Source organism: Azospirillum sp. A1-3 (assembly GCF_023806445.1).
Lineage (GTDB): Bacteria > Pseudomonadota > Alphaproteobacteria > Azospirillales > Azospirillaceae > Azospirillum.
In genome coordinates, this window is the sequence record NZ_JAMSLU010000002.1 from 590,002 (window position 1) to 607,513 (window position 17,512).

Genomic DNA, 17,512 nt, shown 5'->3' on the forward strand with positions numbered 1-17,512 from the left:
TCAATTGCTTAATAAATCCTCTAAATCTGACATTTCTATTAGGAACCGTTTATGTGATGCACGTTTGAGATATCGCTGTTTTGCGAATGATGTTGATCGGGAGCGTGCGACTCCGGGCTCCATGAGAGCAAATGAGAGGAATCCGGCTGCGGCACAACTCCCGCGTCGGTGGGCAGGCCAAGGCCGGACGCCAGAAGACTGGTGAAGTTGGTCCCTGGCACCGCATTGTGAGCGGCACTGGCCGGGGCGAAAGCCGGCGGCTGGATCTGGACCTGTGTCGCGGAGGCGGCCTTTACGTCGAACGCGACGCCGGCCACCATTTGGGTGCTGCCGTCGGCCATCGTCATGCTGGTGGTGCCCAGGATCCGGCTACCGGCGAGGCTCGCGTCGCTTGGTGTCGATGTGGTGGCGATGGAGCGGATGCCTGCTTCGGAGAGGCTCCGCAGTTCACTGGGCTGGCTTATTCCGTCGCCGTTGACATCCTGCCAGACCTTCAGTGTGGGGAAGGCGTCGTCTGTCGAATCCAGGCGTCCGTCATGGTTGCGGTCGAGGGATGCCATCGCCTCCAGGCTGCTGTTGAAGCCGGTGCCGAATTGCTCCGATACCAGTTCGTGCGCGTCGTTGATGCGGCCGTCGCCGTTGCTGTCCTGCACCAGCAGGGCGTTGCCGGACCCGATCCAGCCGGTGCTGTCGGCGACGCCGTCGCCGGTCACGTCGAAATGGATGCCGTCGGACAGCGGACGCAGAGCCAGCCCCTGACCGGTCATGTCCAGCACGATGGGATCGCTGGCGACGGTGGTGAGCTTGATGTTGTCGACGCGCAGGATCGGATTGACGCTGTTGTCGCCGGTGTCGGAGGTGCCGAAGCCCAATGACAGGGTGCTGTTTGCCGACACCACCACGCTGAAAGTGCCGCTGGCACTCGCCTCTTTCGCCAGCAGCGTCACCACGCCGTTGACGCTGACGAAGGCGAAGTCGTGATAGGACGCGTTGTCGGTGAAGGTGAAGGACCAGTCGAAGGTCAGCGTCGTGTCCTGCGTCACCGTCACGGTCGTGCCGAGCTTCATCGCATGTCCGGCGGACGGCACAGTCCCGGTCGCGGTGGCGATGGAGCCGTGGGTCAGGCCGAGGAAGTCCTCCAACTGGGTCGGCGTCTGGCCGCTCGCCGAGGTGATGGTGCCCTCATGACCGTCCCCGGTCGCTCCGACGCTGGTGCCGCCGGTGTAGGTCCAGCCGCTCAGCCCATTGTCGAAGGAGCCGTTCGGGATCAGCACGCCGGGGTGCAGTGTCACGCTGTCGGTGGCGGTGGAGAAGGCGCTGCCGGCGCTGGTGTCCATCGCCACCTTGGTGCCTGCGGTTCCGCTGGTCTGGTCCCAGGCATGGATGGTCAGGGCTCCGCTGACGGTGGCGGGCACCGACGCGTTGGGCTGGAAATAGAGCCGGTCGGTCGAACGCAGGAGCAAAGCGGAGTCGCTGTCGTTGACCGTGCCGACCAGGGTCCAGGTCGTGCCGCCGTCGGTCGAGAACCACCAGTGCCCATAGCTCTCGTTGGTGCCGACCAGGGCGATGCCGGTCACGGAACCCGCATCGCCGTCGGTGACGTTGGCCGGTCCGGCGCCGTTCAGGCCGACCAGCGTCGATACGGCGATCACCGCGGTGCCGGAGGTGGGCGGCGCCAGCGCCTCCGCCGCGACGGAAAGGGAGAGATTGGTGTCGATCAGAACCGGGGAGGCATTGGGCGGCACCACCGTGACGGCAACGGATGCGTCGGCGGTCAGAGGCCCGCCCGCCCCACCGCCGCCCTGGTCATCCACCTGTATATGGATGCTGTCGGCGCCGGTGTAGGAGCTTGCGGTATAGAGAAGCCCATTGGTGGCGCCCAGCAGACTGTTGATGGTGGCAACCGTCGCCCGGACGGTGACGGTGTCCGTCCCGTTGCCGGTGATGACGGCATCCAGCCCATCATTCGCCAGGGTCAGGGTTCCGTGTCCGGCGGACAGGGTGACCAGCATCGGCGTCGAACCGGCGTCGATGTCCGACACCGACAGCCCGGTGACCGCGACGGCCACGCCCTTCACCGTCGACAGCGAGGTCGTGCCGGCGGTGACCTGCGGCGCGTCGTTGACCGGCGTGACGCTTCCGGTCAGCGCGATGGTTTCGGTACTGTAGACCGTGCTGCCGCCGACGCCCTGCGTCAGGTCGGCATGGCTTCCGGTCAGGGAGGCGCCGCCGCCCTCCTCGATCAGCCGGACCGTCAGCGCCGGGGTGGTGCCGTTCCAGTCGGCAGCCGGCACGAAACGCAGGCGATCGCTGGCGGCAATCACCAGTGCCGATCTTTCCGTCACCCCCCCCACGGCCGCCCAGGCGGTGCCGGTCCAATATTGCCAGACGCCTTGCGTAGCGGTCGCCGCATTGCCGACGATGGCGATCCCGGCAAAGCCGTTGGCTGACGATCCCCCGGTCACGGCGTCGGCCGCGTCGGAGAAGAGGCCGCCGAACAGGCTGGTGACGGTAGCCCCGGCTGGATCGGCGGTGTCCTCCGCGATGTCCGGCAGGGTCGCGGCGGTGTCGGTGGCGACCGGGGCGTCGTTGGCGGCATCGACGGTGCCGGCCAGCGCGATGGTGCCGGCACTGAAGCGGCTGGTCCCACCGCCGGTGGTCTCGGTGACACGCTCGCCGCTGGCGAAGGCGCCCTGAGAATCATCCACCATCATTACGGTCAGAGCCGGCGTCGTGCCGTTCCAGTCGGCGGCGGGCAGGAAGCGCAGAGTGGTGCCGGCGGCCAGCAGCAGCCCGTTGCTGTCGCTCGCCGCGCCGATATCGGTCCAGGCGGTTCCGGTCCAGTACTGCCAAGTGCCCTGGGCAGCTGTGGCGGCGTTGCCGATCACCAGCACCCCGGCGAAGGCGTTCGCCGTCGATCCGCCGGCCACCGCGTCCGTCGGGTCGGAGAACAGGCTGGCGAACAGGGCGGAGACGGTCGTGCCGGCGGGGTTGGCTGTATCTTCCGCAATATGCGCCAACGTCGCTGTCGTGCCGGTGGCGATCGGGGCGTCGTTGACGGCGGTCACATGGCTGTCGAGCAGGATGGCGGACACGCTGTAGGGCGTCGTTCCGCCGACGCCGAGGCTTTTCAGGTCGACACGGCCGCCGCTGACGATGGCACCCTGGGAATCATCGACCAAACGCACCATCAGGCTGGGTGGCTGGCCGTTCCAGTTGGCGACGGGGAGGAAGCGCAGCATCGTGTCGGCGGACAGAAGCAGTGCATTGCCGTCCGACGCCGCACCGACCGCGACCCAGCTGCCACCGTTCCAATACTGCCACTCGCCCTGGGCGGCGTTGCCCGGATTGGCGACCACGGCCACACCGGCGAAGCCGTCGCCGGCCGCTCCGAAGACAGCATCGCTCGGATCGGAAAACAGCTTGCCGAACAGCGAGGAGACGCTGGCGCCGGCCGGGTTGGTGCCGTCCTCCGCCACGGCATCCAGGACCGCTTGAACACCGGTCGCCACCGGGGCGCCATTGACGGGGGTGATCTCAAGGGAAAGCTGCGCGACCTCCGACGACAGCGGCGTCGTTCCACCGGTACCGGCAATCGCAAACAAGCGGTGTTCGGCGCCGCTGAAGCCGCTGGTCCATTCATCTCCCACCGCCCGAAGCTCCAGGGCGGGAGCTTGTCCGGAGGCGCCTGCCGCGGGCAGGAAGCGGAGAAGGGCATTGCCCGGCAGCACGAGGGCCGCCGTTTCGGCAACCGAGCCCACTGTCAGCCAATTGCCACCGTCGACGCTGTACTGCCAAATGCCGAGCGCCGAACCGCTGTTGCCCACGATGGCGACGCCGACCACGCTGCCGCCCGTTTCGCCAGGACGGAACATCGATTCGATCAGGTGGAAGACGGTGAACCCGGCGGGAGCGGTCGTTCCCTCGGCCACCGCCAGCGCCTTCGCCAAGGCCGTTGCGTCGAAGGACGATGACAGGGTAGGCGCGGCGATACGCTGTTCGGCCGGAAGGCTGGGAGTGGAGGGAAGCGTCGGCGTATTTCTGGGCGAACTGGTGCCGGTTGTGTCGGATGACGCGTTCTCGAGGGTCTGGACCGCCGCCTGGACCGCCCGCTGCTGGCTTTGCGCGGCGATGGCGAAGGCGTCGGTGGTGGTCAGCGCCTTGGTCACCGACGGAGATGAGGCCGCCGGCCGCGCATCCGCGGATGTGGTGGCGTGGGTGGACGCGTCGCTTGCGGTTGCCTTGTCCGTTAGGCCGGCCTGATCGAAGCTGATTGTCTTGAGCGCGGCCTCGCTCATCGCCGCCTGCTTTGCCGCCGGAGCAGAGGAGGTGTCCGGCGCGGCGGGCGTTCCATCGTTGGAGGCATCGGCCGCGTGTTTGTCGCCTGCGTTCTCCTTGGCTTCGCCCTTGCCGTCATCCTTGGCGTCAGCCTTGCCTTCCTTTTCCACTTCCCCGTCCTGCTTGCCGTCTTTCGCCGAGGCGTCCGCCACCTGCTCGGCGGCCTTGCCGTCTGCGCTTTTGCTGTGCTGTGCGGTGTCCTCGGCTGTCTTCTTGCCATGGTCGGACTCTTTGGCAGCGGCGGCCTTGTCCGGGTTGGCGAGGTCGGACATGGCCTTGTCCTGCTGCGACACCGGGACTTCGCTGGCGTGGGCGTTCTGCTGGACGGTTTCGGCAGCCAGACGGGCCGCCGCCAGGGCCTGCCCGGCGGTCCGCCCTTCCGCCAAGGCCTGTCCCAGTGCCGCGCTGAATGCGGCTCCGCTTCCGCCTAGGGCCTGGACTGCTTGCTGGACATTGTTCCCGCTGGCGAGCGCCGTGACGAGCGGGTCGGCCTTGACGCCTTTCATCGTCTCGGCGGACAGGGCGGACAGGGCGACGACGTCCTGCCGTGCCGCGCCCAGTGCCCCGGCCGGTTCATGGCCCGTAGATAGTGCGCCTTCCAGAGCCTGACCGAACCCGCCGGATGCCTTCGCATCGATACCGGCGGCCATGGCGAAGGTTTTTACGGTCTCGGCCACATCGCGGCCGGACGAAAGCGACGCCACCAGCGCGTCGGTCGGCTTCGGCGGTACGACGGCGGCATTTTGGCTGGCCGCTATGTCCGATTGCGCTCTGACCGATGCACCGAGCGCCGCATCAGGCGCCCCACCTCGGGCCAGTGCATCATTCAGGACGCTGGCAAAGGCCGAGCCGCCCAAGGCATTGCGCGCCTCCGCGCCTCCGGACGCCAGCGTGGCGAGCAAATGGCTTCCGTCGGACTGGGCAACCGAGGCGGAGTGGGCCAAAACCTCGCTGCTGGCGCTCACTTCCTGGGCTGTGGTGACCGCTGCGTCGGACTCGGCACCGCTGGACAGCGCCCGTTCGAGCGTATCGGCGTAGTGGCTGTTCTGATTGCTTCCCAATGCCTTGACGGCCTCCTGCACGCCCGCGCCCGAGGCCAACGCGGCGGTCAGTTGGTCCACCGGAGAAAGCGGAGGCGCTGAAGGAGGTGTTTGGGCCGTCGGCGCGCTCAGGGACTGTGCCAGCGCGGCAACTGGGTCCGCCGCCCCCGCCTGCCGGGCGAGCGGGTCCATCACGCCATTGAACAGGGCGGTGGACAGGTCGGCTGCCGAGCCCGGGACGGACAGTGATTGCGCGTCTACTCCCTGTCCTTGGGCCAATGCCATTGCCATCCTCTGCTCGCCGGTCAGAGATGCGGCGTCCTGCATCGCCTGAGCCATGCGCTCGGCGGCACCTGCGGCGATTCGGTTCGCCTGGAGGATGGCGGCATCCGGCGTGGCATGGGCGCCGAGTCCATCGGCGAAGTCATGCATCCAGCCATCCGCGAGCGTGCCTGCGGCGTTTCCAGGCAAGCCTTGGCCGCTCAAGGCTTCCGCCATCTTCTCCTGCACCGTCAACAGCGCTTGCCGATTTCCGCTCAGAAGCACCTCTGCCGCTTCTGAAGCGAGCGCCTCAGGGATAGTCATGAGCGGGGCGGACGTTGCGTCGGCCTTCTGAGGGTCTGTCATCACGGCCCTTTCGCCGGCGCGGAGGTTGCTAGTAGCAACTAGCAATAAGGCCGTGATTTGCTGAAGAAAATCTGAACGCCGTTAAACATTTGCGTGGGTCCTTCAGCACTTCCGCGATAAATCCATAACCTGAATAGGTTTTTTAGTTCATAGAAAATAGATATTCAAGACCTGGGGGAAGACCAGGAGTAAATCCGACGCACGAAAAGCGACTACGTTGCAATATTCCTTGGAATCATATTTCCAGAATATCGGATTCTGAGAATTGGAAAACTGAATTCTTGGTGGGTGCAGGCTCCCGCAACCACCGACACTTGATGGCCCGGTTCGAAAGAGCCGGGGCGTTCGCGCGTCTGAGCCTTGCGCAACTGAGCAGCGTCCTAGCAGACCTCCAGGATGCCGGCCAGTTCGCTATGCAGGTCGGCGTCCAACCCCGCCCCGGCAGGGGAGGGCGTCAGGACAACGCGCTCGATCATGATTCGCACCATCTCCATCGCCACGGCGCTGTTCTCGCAGCCAGCGACGGCCGCCTTCAGCGCTTCGACCTTGCCGCGGTAGGGGGGCAGCAGGACCGCCGGCAGATTGGCGTCGGACTCCTCCCCTGCGGCGAGCAACTGGGCTTTGCCCGCTTCCAGGCTGGTCAGGCGCTCCTTCATCGACTCGTGATGCAGCCCGTCCTCGATCGCCTTGGGGCTCCTCGCCGGCACGGACGACGACGGCGGCGAAACGCAGCACAGGACCGCGGGCGGTCTTCAGCGAACTGGGGCGCAACGGGCAGGCCGGACCCCGCTCGTCCAGCGGATCGGCGCCGGACAGCCGCCGCATCCATGCCTCCAGATCGGTGGCAAAGGATGGCTGAAGGAGGTGCAACGGCAGCTGGTAGTCGTCCCGGTTGCGCAAGGCGTTCTTGGTCGGCCTGTAGCCCAGCGCCTCCAAGCAAAGCTGGAGGAAGTCGACCAGCGGCTCGCCGGCTTTCCCAAGCAATGTTGTTATAGGAGGTGCCGGCACAAGCGCGTGGTCGGCCTGTATATCGGCTATGGCAGTGTTCGGTTCTTCTTGCACCACCTGTTCAGCCAGAGCATTTATCAGAACTGCCGGAAGAGCTGCCCTACCTGCGGCTTTTCGTCCCGACCGGCGCTATAACCTATGCTTTGCCTCATGGCGGATCTGTGCGGGGGACACCGTAGTCGGCAAGAATGCGGTCGATGGCGGAGCGGTTGCGCTCCATAGCGTCCCCCAGTTGGCCACGCAGGGCGGTGTCCTCCTTGCGCAGACCCATGGAGATGTCGAACATCATCGGCAGGGTCGGGCCGTCGACACCGGGGGTGACCGGTGCGATGGTCAGCGGTACCGGCTGGTGCGCGGCGAAATAGCCGGCTTGCGGACCCCAAACCACGGCGACGTCCAACTCGCCGGTCGCCACCGCTTCAACGATGCGGGCGGTGGGATTGTGAACCGCTCCGGGTTTGTCGGAGGCCCCGTTTCTTGAGAGGATGGGGTCATCATGACGAAACAGGCATCACCCAAATACGCCCCTGAAGTCCGCGAGCGCGCTGTGCGGATGGTGTTCGATCACGCCGGCGAGCACGCGTCGCAGTGGGCGGCGATCAGCTCGATCGCGGCGAAGATCGGCTGCACGGCGGAGACGTTGCGGGGTTGGGTCCGGCAGGCCGAACGTGACCAGGGCAAGCGGCCGGGGCAAACGACAGACGAGCAGGAGCGGATCAAGGCGCTGGAACGCGAGGTCCGGGAACTGCGCCAAGCCAACGAGATCCTCCGCAAGGCGTCGGCGTATTTCGCCCAGGCGGAGCTCGACCGCCCGTTTCGGAAATGATCGCCTTCATCGACGCGCACCGCGCCGTCTACGGGGTCGAGCCGATCTGCCGAGTGCTGCCGATCGCCCGGTCCACCTACCATGCCCATGCCGCCCGGACGGCCGATCCGTCCAAGGCGCCGGCCCGCTCGCGAAGTGACGCGGAGCTGAATTTGGCTATCCGGCGGGTCTGGGATGAAAACTTCCAGGTCTATGGGGTACGGAAGGTCTGGCGGCAGTTGCGGCGGGAAGGCCTCGACGTGGCGCGCTGCACGGTGGCTCGCCTGATGCGGCGTATGAGGCTGCGGGGTGTCACGCGGGGCAAGGCAGTGCGCACCACGATCAGCGACCAGGCGGCCCCCTGTCCGCTGGACAGGGTGAACCGGCAGTTCCAGGCGTCCCGCCCGAATGCCTTGTGGCTGGCAGATTTCACGTATGTGGCCACATGGCAGGGCTTCGTTTACGTGGCCTTCGTCATCGACGCCTTCGCCCGCCGCATCGTCGGTTGGCGGGTGTCGCGCACCGCCCACGCCAGCTTCGTTCTGGACGCCTTGGAGCAGGCGCTCCACGATCGCCGACCGGCAAAGGGCAGCGGCCTCATTCATCACTCCGACCGCGGCTCGCAATACGTTGCCATCAAGTATACCGAGCACCTGACCGACGCCGGTGTCGAGCCCTCCGTGGGCAGCGTTGGCGATTCATACGACAACGCCTTGGCAGAGACGATCAACGGCCTCTACAAAACCGAGGTGATCCGCCGCCGTGGACCATGGCGCACCCTCAAAGCCGTCGAATTCGCCACCCTGGAATGGGTGGACTGGTTCAATCACCGGCGCCTGCTCGAACCTATCGGCAATATTCCTCCCGCCGAGGCCGAAGCACGCTACTATGCCCAAGCTGAGGACGTCGACATGGCGGCGTGACTCAAGCCGAATGGCCTCCGACAAACCCGGAGCGGTTCAACGGCGGTGAGCGCCTTCTCGGCGGTCTTGCGCGGCTCCAGGAAAGCCGGGAAGTAGGAGCCCTGGCGCAGCTTGGGAATCTTCAGGTCCAGCGTGCCGAGCCGGGTGTCGAGCTGGCGCGGGCGCGAGCCGTTGCGGTAGGTGGTGCGCGTGTCGGTGCGTTCATGGCGAGCGGCGCCGATCAGCCCCTCAACCTCGAAGTCCATCAGCCGATGCAACGTGTGCTCGGCGACAGAGCGCAGGAAGTCGCCGTCCGTGCTCTTCTGGATTTGCTCGATCAGTGCCATTCTGTCGTCGGTCATCGTCGTGTCCTTGGTCGTGGTCGCGTGTTGCAACTTGACCTTACCGAAGATGCGCGATGACCATCTCCTGCCGCCGGACACACCGCCTGCGAGGCGGAGGATCGGGCTGGGGCCGGGCTACGCTGTGTGCGAGCTTCGCCCGGCCCCAGCCCGATCCTTCATGGGCGCTTTTTCCACCACGCCCATGGACGCGTTACCTCGGTTGGCAAGCTGATGCCGTCGAGGAAACCAGCTCATAGGCGCCGTCGATGGACGAGGTGGTGACGATCAATCTGCTGTCTGGCGCACGCCGATCGAATAGGGGGCGGGCGGCCGATCCGCACGGCTCCGGAGCGCCGCCAGTCCTTGCATTTCCCGCATTAGGTCCTGTCTGACGAGCCTATTGACGTTGTGGTTTAGAGTCCAAGGTCAGTTTGATGGCTTACGAGGCGACAGGGCTGCGACGCTACGAACTGAGCGATGCGCAGTGGGATCGGATCGCGGATTTGATGCCGCGCTCCAATCCCCGAGGTGGCGGGGTGTGGCGGGACCACCGTCAGGTGGTTGATGGGCTGATGTGGAAGCTGAACACTGGGGCCCAATGGCGGGACATTCCCGAACGCTACGGCCCATGGCAGACGATCTACGAACGGTTTGTGCGATGGCGTTACGACGGAGTGTTCGAGCGGATCCTCGACCGTCTGCGCTTGCAGCTTGATGCGGATGGTCGGATCGATGTGGACCTCTGGTGCATCGACGGCACCAGTATCCGGGCCAGTCGCTCGGCGGTTGGCGGCGGAAAAAGGGGGGCGCGGACGAGCCGGCCGACCACGCCCTTGGCCGCTCACGCGGGGGCTTCGGGACCAAAATCCACTTGGTGACCGATGGCAACGGCCTGCCGCTGGCGGCCGTGCTGAGCGCAGGCCAGCTTCAGGAAATCTCCTTCGCCGTCGCCGCCTTGGAGGCGGTCAGCTTGCCCACTCGGCGAGGGCGCCGACGCACCAAGCCTCGAAAGTTGGCCGGCGATAAGGGGTACAGCGCCAATCGCTTTCGTCAGTACCTGCGACGGCGCCACATTGAACCAGTCATTGCCATGCGCAAAGACGAACGCAGGCGAACCCACCAAGGCAGGCCGCCTCGGTTCGATCGCGAGGCATACCGGAGACGAAATGCCGTCGAGCGTGGCATCGGATGGCTCAAAGGATGCCGATCCGTTGCCACACGACATGACAAGCTCGCTGTCAACTACATGACCTTCATCAAGCTCGCCATGATCCAGCGATGCCTGCGAGTCAGCAGGCCGTCAGACAGGACCTAGGGTTGATCCGCTGTCTCCTGGCAGCAGGCCGGCCCTTCTTTTTGCCGCTCCTTCTCCTCTTACCGACAGCCATGCGTCCAAGGAATCCCGTCGATGGATCTGGTAAAGGCGGCCGCTGACGATTAGCTTGTAAAGCAAACTATCGAAGATTAGCCCGGCGACCGCTGGTTGCGGGCGGGTAGAAAGGGATCGGACGCTATGTCGAAAGCGATGCGCATCCATCAGGGAAGCTTTGGCCGCGTCGCCCTGCTGGACATGGACAATGCGCTGATCCATCACGCGCATCCCCATTGCCATGTGCTGATCAAGGCGTCCGGCGCCGACACCCGCTTCGCGGTGGGGGAGCAGCTCTATCCGCTGCGCGACGACACCGCGGTGCTGGTCAACAGCTGGGAGGCCCATTCCTACGCCCATCAACCGGGCGCTCCGCGCACCGTGATCCTGGCGCTGTACATCGAGCCGCGCTGGCTCGGCGCCATGCAGCGGGAACTCAACGCCAGCGGCAATCCCGGTTTCTTCGCGCAGTCCTGCGGCGAGCTGACGCCGTACATCCGCCGGCTGGCCGACCGCATGGCGGCGGAGCTGCTGTATGACGACCCGTCGGGCGAGCGGATGGAGGAGGCGCTGTTCGACCTGATGATCGCCATCATCGACCGTTTCTCCGAATGGCGGACACTGGGCGGCACGCGCTATGCCGCCCCGGCGGCCGGCGACTTCCGCATCCGTCAGGCCATTCGTTTCATGCGGGGAACCCTGGGCGAGGAATTTGACGCCGGCCGCGTCGCCGCCGCAGCCGGTCTGTCGCGCGCCCACATGTTCCGGCTGTTCCAGCAGACGATGGCGATCACCCCGGCGCTCTATTTCAACGTGCTTCGGATGGAAGCGGCCATCGACGCCATGGCCGCCGGGCTGGAGAGCGCCACCGAGGTGTCCGGGCGGCTCGGCTTTTCGGCGCCCAGCCATTTCAGCCGCTTCTTCCGCAACCACCAGGGTGTGACGCCCACCGAATACCGCCGCGTCGTCAATCTGGTGGACCGCGTAGGCGGGGGGCCGCCTGAGGCCGGACATGCATGAAAATGAGACGCTAGGGTAAATCGCGACACTCCACGGTAAAAGCTTTGCGGGGCGAACGGTCTAGTCTTCTCCGGTAATCGGAGGACGACGATGACGGCCACCCAGACGGCCCCTGCGACCGCCACGCAGACCATTGAAATTAAAGGAAGTGCGGCGCCATTCGTCGGCCGCGCGATGCCGCGGGTCGAGGATGCGGCGCTGCTGACCGGCGTCGCCCGCTATGGCGACGATCTGCCGGTGAAGCCCGGCACCCTGCACGCTGCGATCCTGCGTTCGCCGCACGCCCATGCGGACCTGCTGAACATCGACACCGCCGCCGCGCTGGCGGTTTCCGGCGTCGCCGCGGTGGTGACCGGGGCCGACGCCAAACGCCATGCCAGCGCGTTCCTGGTCGGCATCCGCGCGCCGATGGAACATTGGTGCCTCGCCATCGACCGCGTGCGCCATGTCGGCGAACCGGTGGCGGTGGTGCTGGCCGACAGCCGCTATGTTGCGGAGGACGCGCTCGACCGCATCGAGGTGCGCTATCGCCCGCTGCCGCCGGTGACCTCCATCGCCCAGGCGTTGGAGGAAGGGTCGGAGCCGCTGCATCCGGCGGTGGGTTCCAACCTCGTCAACAGCCGCAGCTTTCGTTACGGCGATCCGGAGGCCGCCTTCGCTCGTGCCATCCGCACCGTGTCGGTCGAGGTCGAGTATCCCCGCAACTCCTGCACCCCGATGGAGTGCTTCGTCGTCCTCGCCGATTACGACGCGGCCGAGGATGCCTACGAGGTGCTGTCGAACTTCTCCGGCCCCTTCGCCGTCCATCCGGTGATGGCGCGCGCCCTGAACGTGCCGGGATCGCGGTTGCGGCTGAAGACGCCGCCGCATTCCGGCGGCAGCTTCGGCAACAAGCAGGCGGTGTTCCCTTATGTCGTGTTGATGGGGCTGTGCGCCCGCGTCGCCGGCCGGCCGGTGAAGTGGGTGGAGGACCGACTGGAGCATCTGATGGCCGCCACCTCGGCCACCGCGCGCCGCATGCGCATCGACGCGGCGGTGGAGCCGGACGGCCGGGTGCTGGCGCTGCGCATGGAGCAGACCGAGGATTGCGGCGCCTATCTGCGGGCGCCGGAACCGGCCTCGCTCTACCGCAACCACGGCAACCTGACCGGTGCCTACGACATCCCCCATCTGTCGGTGACCAACCGCATCGTTGTCACCAACAAGACGCCGACCGGCCTCAACCGCGGTTTCGGCGGTGGGCAGCTCTATTATGGGCTGGAGCGGCTGATGAACCGGGTGGCGGCGGAACTTGGGCTGGACCCGCTCGACGTCATCCGCCGCAATCTGGTGGCGGCCGACGCCATGCCCTACCGCACCGCATCGGGCGGGACGCTCGACAGCGGCGATTACCGCGCGACGCTGGAACAGGCGGTGCGCGAGGGGGCGCTCGACGCGCTTAAGGCGCGGCGCGACGCGCTGCGGGCGGAGGGTCGGATCTACGGCATCGGCTATGCCGCCGTGGTGGAGCCGTCGATCTCCAACATGGGCTACATCACCACCGTCCTGACCGCCGATGAACGGCGCAAGGCCGGGCCGAAGAACGGCGCGCAGGCGACTGCCAGCATTGCGGTCGATCCAACCGGCGGGGTGTCGGTGACGGTGGCGTCCGCCCCCCAGGGGCAGGGGCACCGCACCGTGCTGGCCCAGGTAGTGGCCGACGTCTTCGGCCTGCGCTTCGAGGAGATCCGCGTCAACACCGACCTCGACACCGGCAAGGACGCCTGGTCGATCGCGTCGGGCAACTATTCCAGCCGCTTCGCCGGGGCGGTGGCGGGGGCGGCGCAGGTGGCGGCGACCCGGCTGCGCGGCCGTATGGCGGCGCTGGTCGCCGGCCAGCTGAATTGCCGGGCCGACGATGTGCGCTTCGCCGGCGGCAAGGTCTTCTCCGACGCCAACCCGGACAACAGCCTGTCCTTCTCCCGCGTCGCCGCCGCCGGCCATTGGGCACCCGGCACGCTGCCCGACGGGCAGGAAGCGGCTCTGCGCGAGACCGCCTTCTGGACGCCGGAGCCGCTGAAGGCGCCGACCGACGCCGACCACATCAACAGTTCGGCCTGCTACGGCTTTATCTTCGATTTCTGCGGCGTGGAAATCGACCGGCCGACGGGTGCGGTGCGGATCGACCGCTACGTCACCATGCACGATGCCGGCCGGCTGCTGAACCCGCTGCTGGTGGAAGGCCAGATTCTCGGTGGCTTCGCCCACGCCGTCGGCACCGCGCTGTACGAGGAATATGCCTATGGCGACGACGGCCGGTTCCTGTCGGGGACCTTCGCCGACTATCTGGTGCCGACCGCCTGCGAGGTGCCGGTCCCCGTCATCCTCCACCGCGAAAGCCCGTCGCCGGTAACGCCGCTCGGCGCTAAGGGGGTGGGGGAGGGGAATTGCATGAGCACGCCGGTCTGCCTCGCCAACGCGGTGGCCGATGCGCTGTCGGCCGTTTCCGTGGACGAGCCGCCGTCCCTGCCGATCACCCCGGCCAAGCTGGCGGCGCTGATCCATCCGCCCGAACCGCCGCGCCCGGCATCTGCACCCGGTTCCAGGGAAAGTCCGCCGCCGACTGCCGCACCGGGCGGGCGCGGTTTGACCGGGGAGGGCAGCCGCGAGGTGCCGGCGACGCCGGAACGGGTCTGGGCCATTCTGCTCGATCCGAAGGAGCTGGCGGCGCTGCTGCCCGGCTGCGAGGCGCTGGACCTCGTCGGTCCCAACGCCTACCGGGCTGAGGTGGTGGTCGGCATCGGCCCGGTGCGTGGCCGCTACACGGCGGAGGTGGCGTTGTCCGACCTCGACCCGCCCAACACGCTGACCCTGACCGGCAGCGGCACCAGCGCGCTGGGATCGGGCAGCGGCACCGGGCATGTCACGTTGGAGCGCACCGCCGAGGGCACGCGCGTCACCTACCGCTACAGCGCGTCGGTTGGCGGCAAGGTCGCCGCGGTCGGCGGCCGTATGCTCGACAGCGCGTCGCGCCTGCTGATCGGCCAGTTCTTCGAGAAGCTGGTCGCCCGCGCCGGTGGCCCTGCTGGACCGACCGAACACCCGTCACTTCCGGCGCGCCTGCTGCGCCTTCTGGGACTCACGCAATGAAACCCGCGTCCTTCGACTATCTGCGGCCGACGACGGTTGCCGATGCGCTGGCGGCGCTGGCGGCCGGGGGGGACGACGCCCGCGTGATCGCCGGCGGCCAATCGCTGATGCCGATGCTGAACATGCGGCTGGTCCAGCCGCGCCTGCTGATCGATCTCGGCCGGCTGGAGGAACTGCGCACGCTGCGGGCCGAAGATGGCTGGCTGACCGTCGGCGCCGCCATCACCCAGGCCGAGGTCCTGGCCCGTCCGACCCTGGCGCAAGAGGTGCCGCTGCTGGCCGCCGCCCTGCCGTGGGTCGGCCATTTCCAGACCCGCAACCGCGGCACGCTTTGCGGGTCGGTCGCCCATGCCGATCCCAGCGCCGAGACGCCGCTCTGTCTGGTCGCCACCGGCGGCGAGGTGGTGCTGCGCAACCTGCGCCGCCGCCGCACCGTCCCCGCCGCCGATTTCTTCGTGGGGCCGCTGACCACGGTGAAGGCGGCGGACGAGATCGTCGAATGCGTCCGCTTTCCCTTGGCCCGGCCGAACAGCGGCCATGCCTTCCGCGAGCAGTCGATGCGGCACGGCGATTTCGCCATCACCGCCTGCGCCGCCACAGTGGATGGGGAGCGCGCCAGCATCGCCGTCGGCGGGGTGGCGGACCGGCCGACGCTGCGCTCCTGGCCGCTCGCCGCCGGCGGGCTGCCGCCGGATCTCGACGAGGCGCTGAACGTCTTCGCCTGGGATCTCGGCGGCGACGACGACCAGCACGCCACCGCACGTTACCGCCGCGACCTCGTCCGCCGGATCGGCCGCACCGTCCTTGAAGAGGCCCTGTCATGCCGCCGCTGAAATCCACATCGCCGCTGTCGGCGGAGACGCGACACGCCGTCTCCATCGTCCTGAACGGCACGCCGCGGACTGGGCACGCCCATCCGCGCCTGCTGCTGACCGATTTCCTGCGTCACGAGCTGGGCGCCCACGGCACCCGCGTCGGCTGCGAACATGGCGTCTGCGGCGCCTGCACCGTCCGCATCGACGGCTTGGCGGTCCGCGCCTGCCTGACGCTGGCGGTCCAGGCCGACGGTCGGCGCATCGACACTGTCGAGGGGCTGGCGGCGGCCAATGAGGGGCGCATGACCGCGCTTCAGGAGGCCTTCCGCCGGCACCACGCCCTGCAATGCGGCTTCTGCACCGCCGGCATCCTGATGTCGCTGACCGATTACCTGGACCGCAATCCCAAACCCACCGAAGAGGAGCTACGCGACATGCTGAGCGGCCATCTTTGCCGCTGCACCGGATATGCCGGCATCGTCCGTGCCGTGATGGAGGTCACGGGCCAGACGGTGAAGGAGGTCACCCATGTTTGACCTCGGCCGCAGCATCCTGGCCAGCGCGGAACGCAGCCCCGACGCGGTCGCCATCGTGGACGGCGACCTGCGGCTGACCTACGCGCAATGGCTGGAGCGCATCCGCCGGCTGGTCGGCGCCTTCGACCGGCTCGGCCTGCATCCCGGCGACCGCATCGCCACCGCGCTGCAGAACACTTGGGAGATGGCGACCATCCACTGGGCCTGCCAGTTGGCCGGTATCGCCGTCGTGCCGCTGAACTGGCGGGTGAAGGCCGACGAGTTGGACTATTGCCTCCCCGACGCCGAGGTGCGTGCCCTCTTCTATCAGGATGTTTCGGCCGATGCGGTCCGGGACTCCGCTGCGGCAAGGGCGTTGCCCTGCATCGCGGTCGGCGATCCGGGCGACGGAAGCGATCACCGCTTCGCCGACCTGCTGGACAGCGAGATGGCCCAAGCGCAGCCCCGTGCCACGGCGGAGCATGTCTCGCTGTTCCTCTACACCTCCGGCACCACCGGCAAGCCCAAGGGCGTGCCGCGCCGTCACCGGACGGAGCGCGTCTCCGCCATCGCCCATGTCGCCCAGAACTGCTACCGCCGCGGCGAGCGCACGCTGGGGGTGATGCCGCTCTACCACACGATGGGAGTACGCTCGCTGCTGGCGATGGCGCTGGTCGACGGCTGCTTCGTCTGCCTGCCGCGCTTCGACACCGGCCGCGCGCTCGACCTGATCGCGGCCGAACGGCTGAGCTGCCTCTATCTGGTGCCGACGCTCTATCACGACCTGTTGGCCGACCCGAAATTCGCAAGCACCGACGTGTCGTCGGTGCGCAAGCTGGGCTTTGCCGGGGCGTCGATGACCGACGGCCTGCTGAAGCGGCTGGACGCCGCCTTCCGGCCCGAGCTGTTCGTCAACCATTACGGCTCGTCCGAGATCTACACCTTCACCATCGACCAGAACGCGCCGGCCAAGCCGGGCTCGGCCGGCAAGGCGGCGCTGAACCAGCGCATCCGCATCGTCCGCCTCGGCAGCTTCGATCCCGACGCGTGCGCCGCGGCCGGGGAGGAGGGGCAGATCGTCGCCGACCTGTCCGGCGACGAATCCTTTGAAGGTTATTGGAAACGGCCGGACGCCGACGCCAAGGCGCTTCATGCCGGCTGGTACTTCACCGGCGACATCGGTTTCCTCGACGCCGACGGCGACCTCTTCGTCACCGGCCGGGTCGACGACATGATCATCACCGGCGGCGAGAACGTCTCGCCGGTCGAGATCGAAAGCGTGCTGTCGCTGCATGACGGCGTGCTGGAGGTCGCGGTCGCCGGCCTGCCGGACGAGCGCTGGGGCCAACGGGTCGTCGCCTTCGTCAAGCGCGCCCACGGCGTCGAGGCGAAGGATCTTGACGACCATTGCCGGACCTCCGGCCTCGCCAACTTCAAGCGCCCGCGCGAGTACGTTTTCCTCGACGCAATCCCGAAATCGCCGGTCGGCAAGATCCTGCGCCGCAAGCTCCAGGCCGGCGAATTCACCCTTGAGCACAGCTCTGCCGAACACAACCCGGCCGAACACAGCCCGACACTCTCCTGAACACCGCCTTCATCC

The 17,512-nt window shown here is 67.3% G+C and carries 10 protein-coding genes, 1 pseudogene and 1 other annotated feature; of the genes and pseudogenes, 7 read left to right on the forward strand and 4 right to left on the reverse strand.

The features are described from left to right. Window positions 1–38: 38 nt before the first annotated feature. From M5E06_RS16110 to M5E06_RS16120, 3 genes are all read right to left on the reverse strand, one after another. Complete coding sequence (locus M5E06_RS16110; RefSeq protein WP_252139026.1) at window positions 39–5,810, reverse strand: beta strand repeat-containing protein; 5,772 nt, start codon at window positions 5,808–5,810, stop codon at window positions 39–41. Between the two features lie 575 nt (window positions 5,811–6,385). Next, the gene (locus M5E06_RS16115) at window positions 6,386–6,712 is read right to left on the reverse strand and encodes a hypothetical protein (RefSeq protein WP_252139027.1); all 327 of its coding nucleotides are present in this window, start codon (window positions 6,710–6,712) and stop codon (window positions 6,386–6,388) included. A gap of 449 nt (window positions 6,713–7,161) precedes the next feature. Beyond that, a complete protein-coding gene (locus M5E06_RS16120; RefSeq protein WP_252139028.1) occupies window positions 7,162–7,401 on the reverse strand; it encodes a hypothetical protein in 240 nt (79 codons plus the stop codon). Window positions 7,402–7,509: 108 nt separating this feature from the next. On the opposite strand from M5E06_RS16120, the gene M5E06_RS16125 reads away from it, so the two are divergent. Next, window positions 7,510–8,741 (forward strand): IS3 family transposase gene (locus M5E06_RS16125; RefSeq protein WP_252139029.1). Its coding sequence is split into 2 segments (ribosomal slippage): window positions 7,510–7,804 and window positions 7,804–8,741, totalling 1,233 coding nucleotides; the frame shifts between segments, so codons are not numbered across the junction. After that, window positions 7,794–7,910: a sequence feature (AL1L pseudoknot), on the forward strand. Its footprint overlaps the gene before it by 117 nt. 38 nt (window positions 8,742–8,779) lie before the next feature. On the opposite strand, the pseudogene M5E06_RS16130 reads toward M5E06_RS16125, so the two are convergent. Next, window positions 8,780–9,082 (reverse strand): annotated as a pseudogene (locus M5E06_RS16130) (transposase); the annotation flags it as partial. Window positions 9,083–9,498: 416 nt separating this feature from the next. Here M5E06_RS16130 and M5E06_RS16135 point away from each other — a divergent pair. The 6 genes from M5E06_RS16135 to M5E06_RS16160 all read left to right on the forward strand — a co-directional run bounded on the left by M5E06_RS16135 (window position 9,499) and on the right by M5E06_RS16160 (window position 17,497). Beyond that, window positions 9,499–10,379, forward strand: a protein-coding gene (locus M5E06_RS16135) for an IS5 family transposase (RefSeq protein WP_502801985.1) whose coding sequence is annotated in 2 segments (ribosomal slippage) — window positions 9,499–9,867 and window positions 9,870–10,379 — 879 coding nt in all. Because the reading frame shifts where the segments join, the coding sequence is not laid out codon by codon here. A gap of 198 nt (window positions 10,380–10,577) precedes the next feature. After that, window positions 10,578–11,453: an AraC family transcriptional regulator gene (locus M5E06_RS16140; protein ID WP_252139030.1), complete on the forward strand. Its 876-nt coding sequence runs from the start codon at window positions 10,578–10,580 to the stop codon at window positions 11,451–11,453. A gap of 90 nt (window positions 11,454–11,543) precedes the next feature. After that, window positions 11,544–14,582, forward strand: a complete 3,039-nt coding sequence (locus M5E06_RS16145) for a xanthine dehydrogenase family protein molybdopterin-binding subunit (RefSeq protein WP_252139031.1) — start codon at window positions 11,544–11,546, stop codon at window positions 14,580–14,582. Continuing rightward, window positions 14,579–15,415 (forward strand): FAD binding domain-containing protein, encoded by an 837-nt coding sequence (locus M5E06_RS16150; RefSeq protein ID WP_252139032.1) that lies wholly within the window; start codon window positions 14,579–14,581, stop codon window positions 15,413–15,415. The genes M5E06_RS16145 and M5E06_RS16150 overlap by 4 nt, the downstream gene beginning before the upstream one ends. Continuing rightward, the gene (locus tag M5E06_RS16155; RefSeq protein WP_252139033.1) at window positions 15,403–15,933 is read left to right on the forward strand and encodes a (2Fe-2S)-binding protein; all 531 of its coding nucleotides are present in this window, start codon (window positions 15,403–15,405) and stop codon (window positions 15,931–15,933) included. The genes M5E06_RS16150 and M5E06_RS16155 overlap by 13 nt, the downstream gene beginning before the upstream one ends. Beyond that, entirely contained in the window at window positions 15,926–17,497 is a 1,572-nt protein-coding gene (locus tag M5E06_RS16160) for an AMP-binding protein (RefSeq protein WP_252139034.1), read from the forward strand. The genes M5E06_RS16155 and M5E06_RS16160 overlap by 8 nt, the downstream gene beginning before the upstream one ends. The last annotated feature ends 15 nt before the right edge of the window (window positions 17,498–17,512 follow it).

Excerpts from the sequence above, each read along its gene's own strand:
- M5E06_RS16160 (WP_252139034.1), top strand. The coding sequence starts at position 15,926 with ATGTTTGACCTCGGCCGCAGCATCCTGGCCAGCGCGGAACGCAGCCCC.
- M5E06_RS16155 (WP_252139033.1), top strand. The coding sequence starts at position 15,403 with ATGCCGCCGCTGAAATCCACATCGCCGCTGTCGGCGGAGACGCGACAC.
- M5E06_RS16110 (WP_252139026.1), bottom strand. The coding sequence starts at position 5,810 with ATGCATGACTTCGCCGATGGACTCGGCGCCCATGCCACGCCGGATGCC.
- M5E06_RS16140 (WP_252139030.1), top strand. The coding sequence starts at position 10,578 with ATGTCGAAAGCGATGCGCATCCATCAGGGAAGCTTTGGCCGCGTCGCC.
- M5E06_RS16145 (WP_252139031.1), top strand. The coding sequence starts at position 11,544 with ATGACGGCCACCCAGACGGCCCCTGCGACCGCCACGCAGACCATTGAA.
- M5E06_RS16150 (WP_252139032.1), top strand. The coding sequence starts at position 14,579 with ATGAAACCCGCGTCCTTCGACTATCTGCGGCCGACGACGGTTGCCGAT.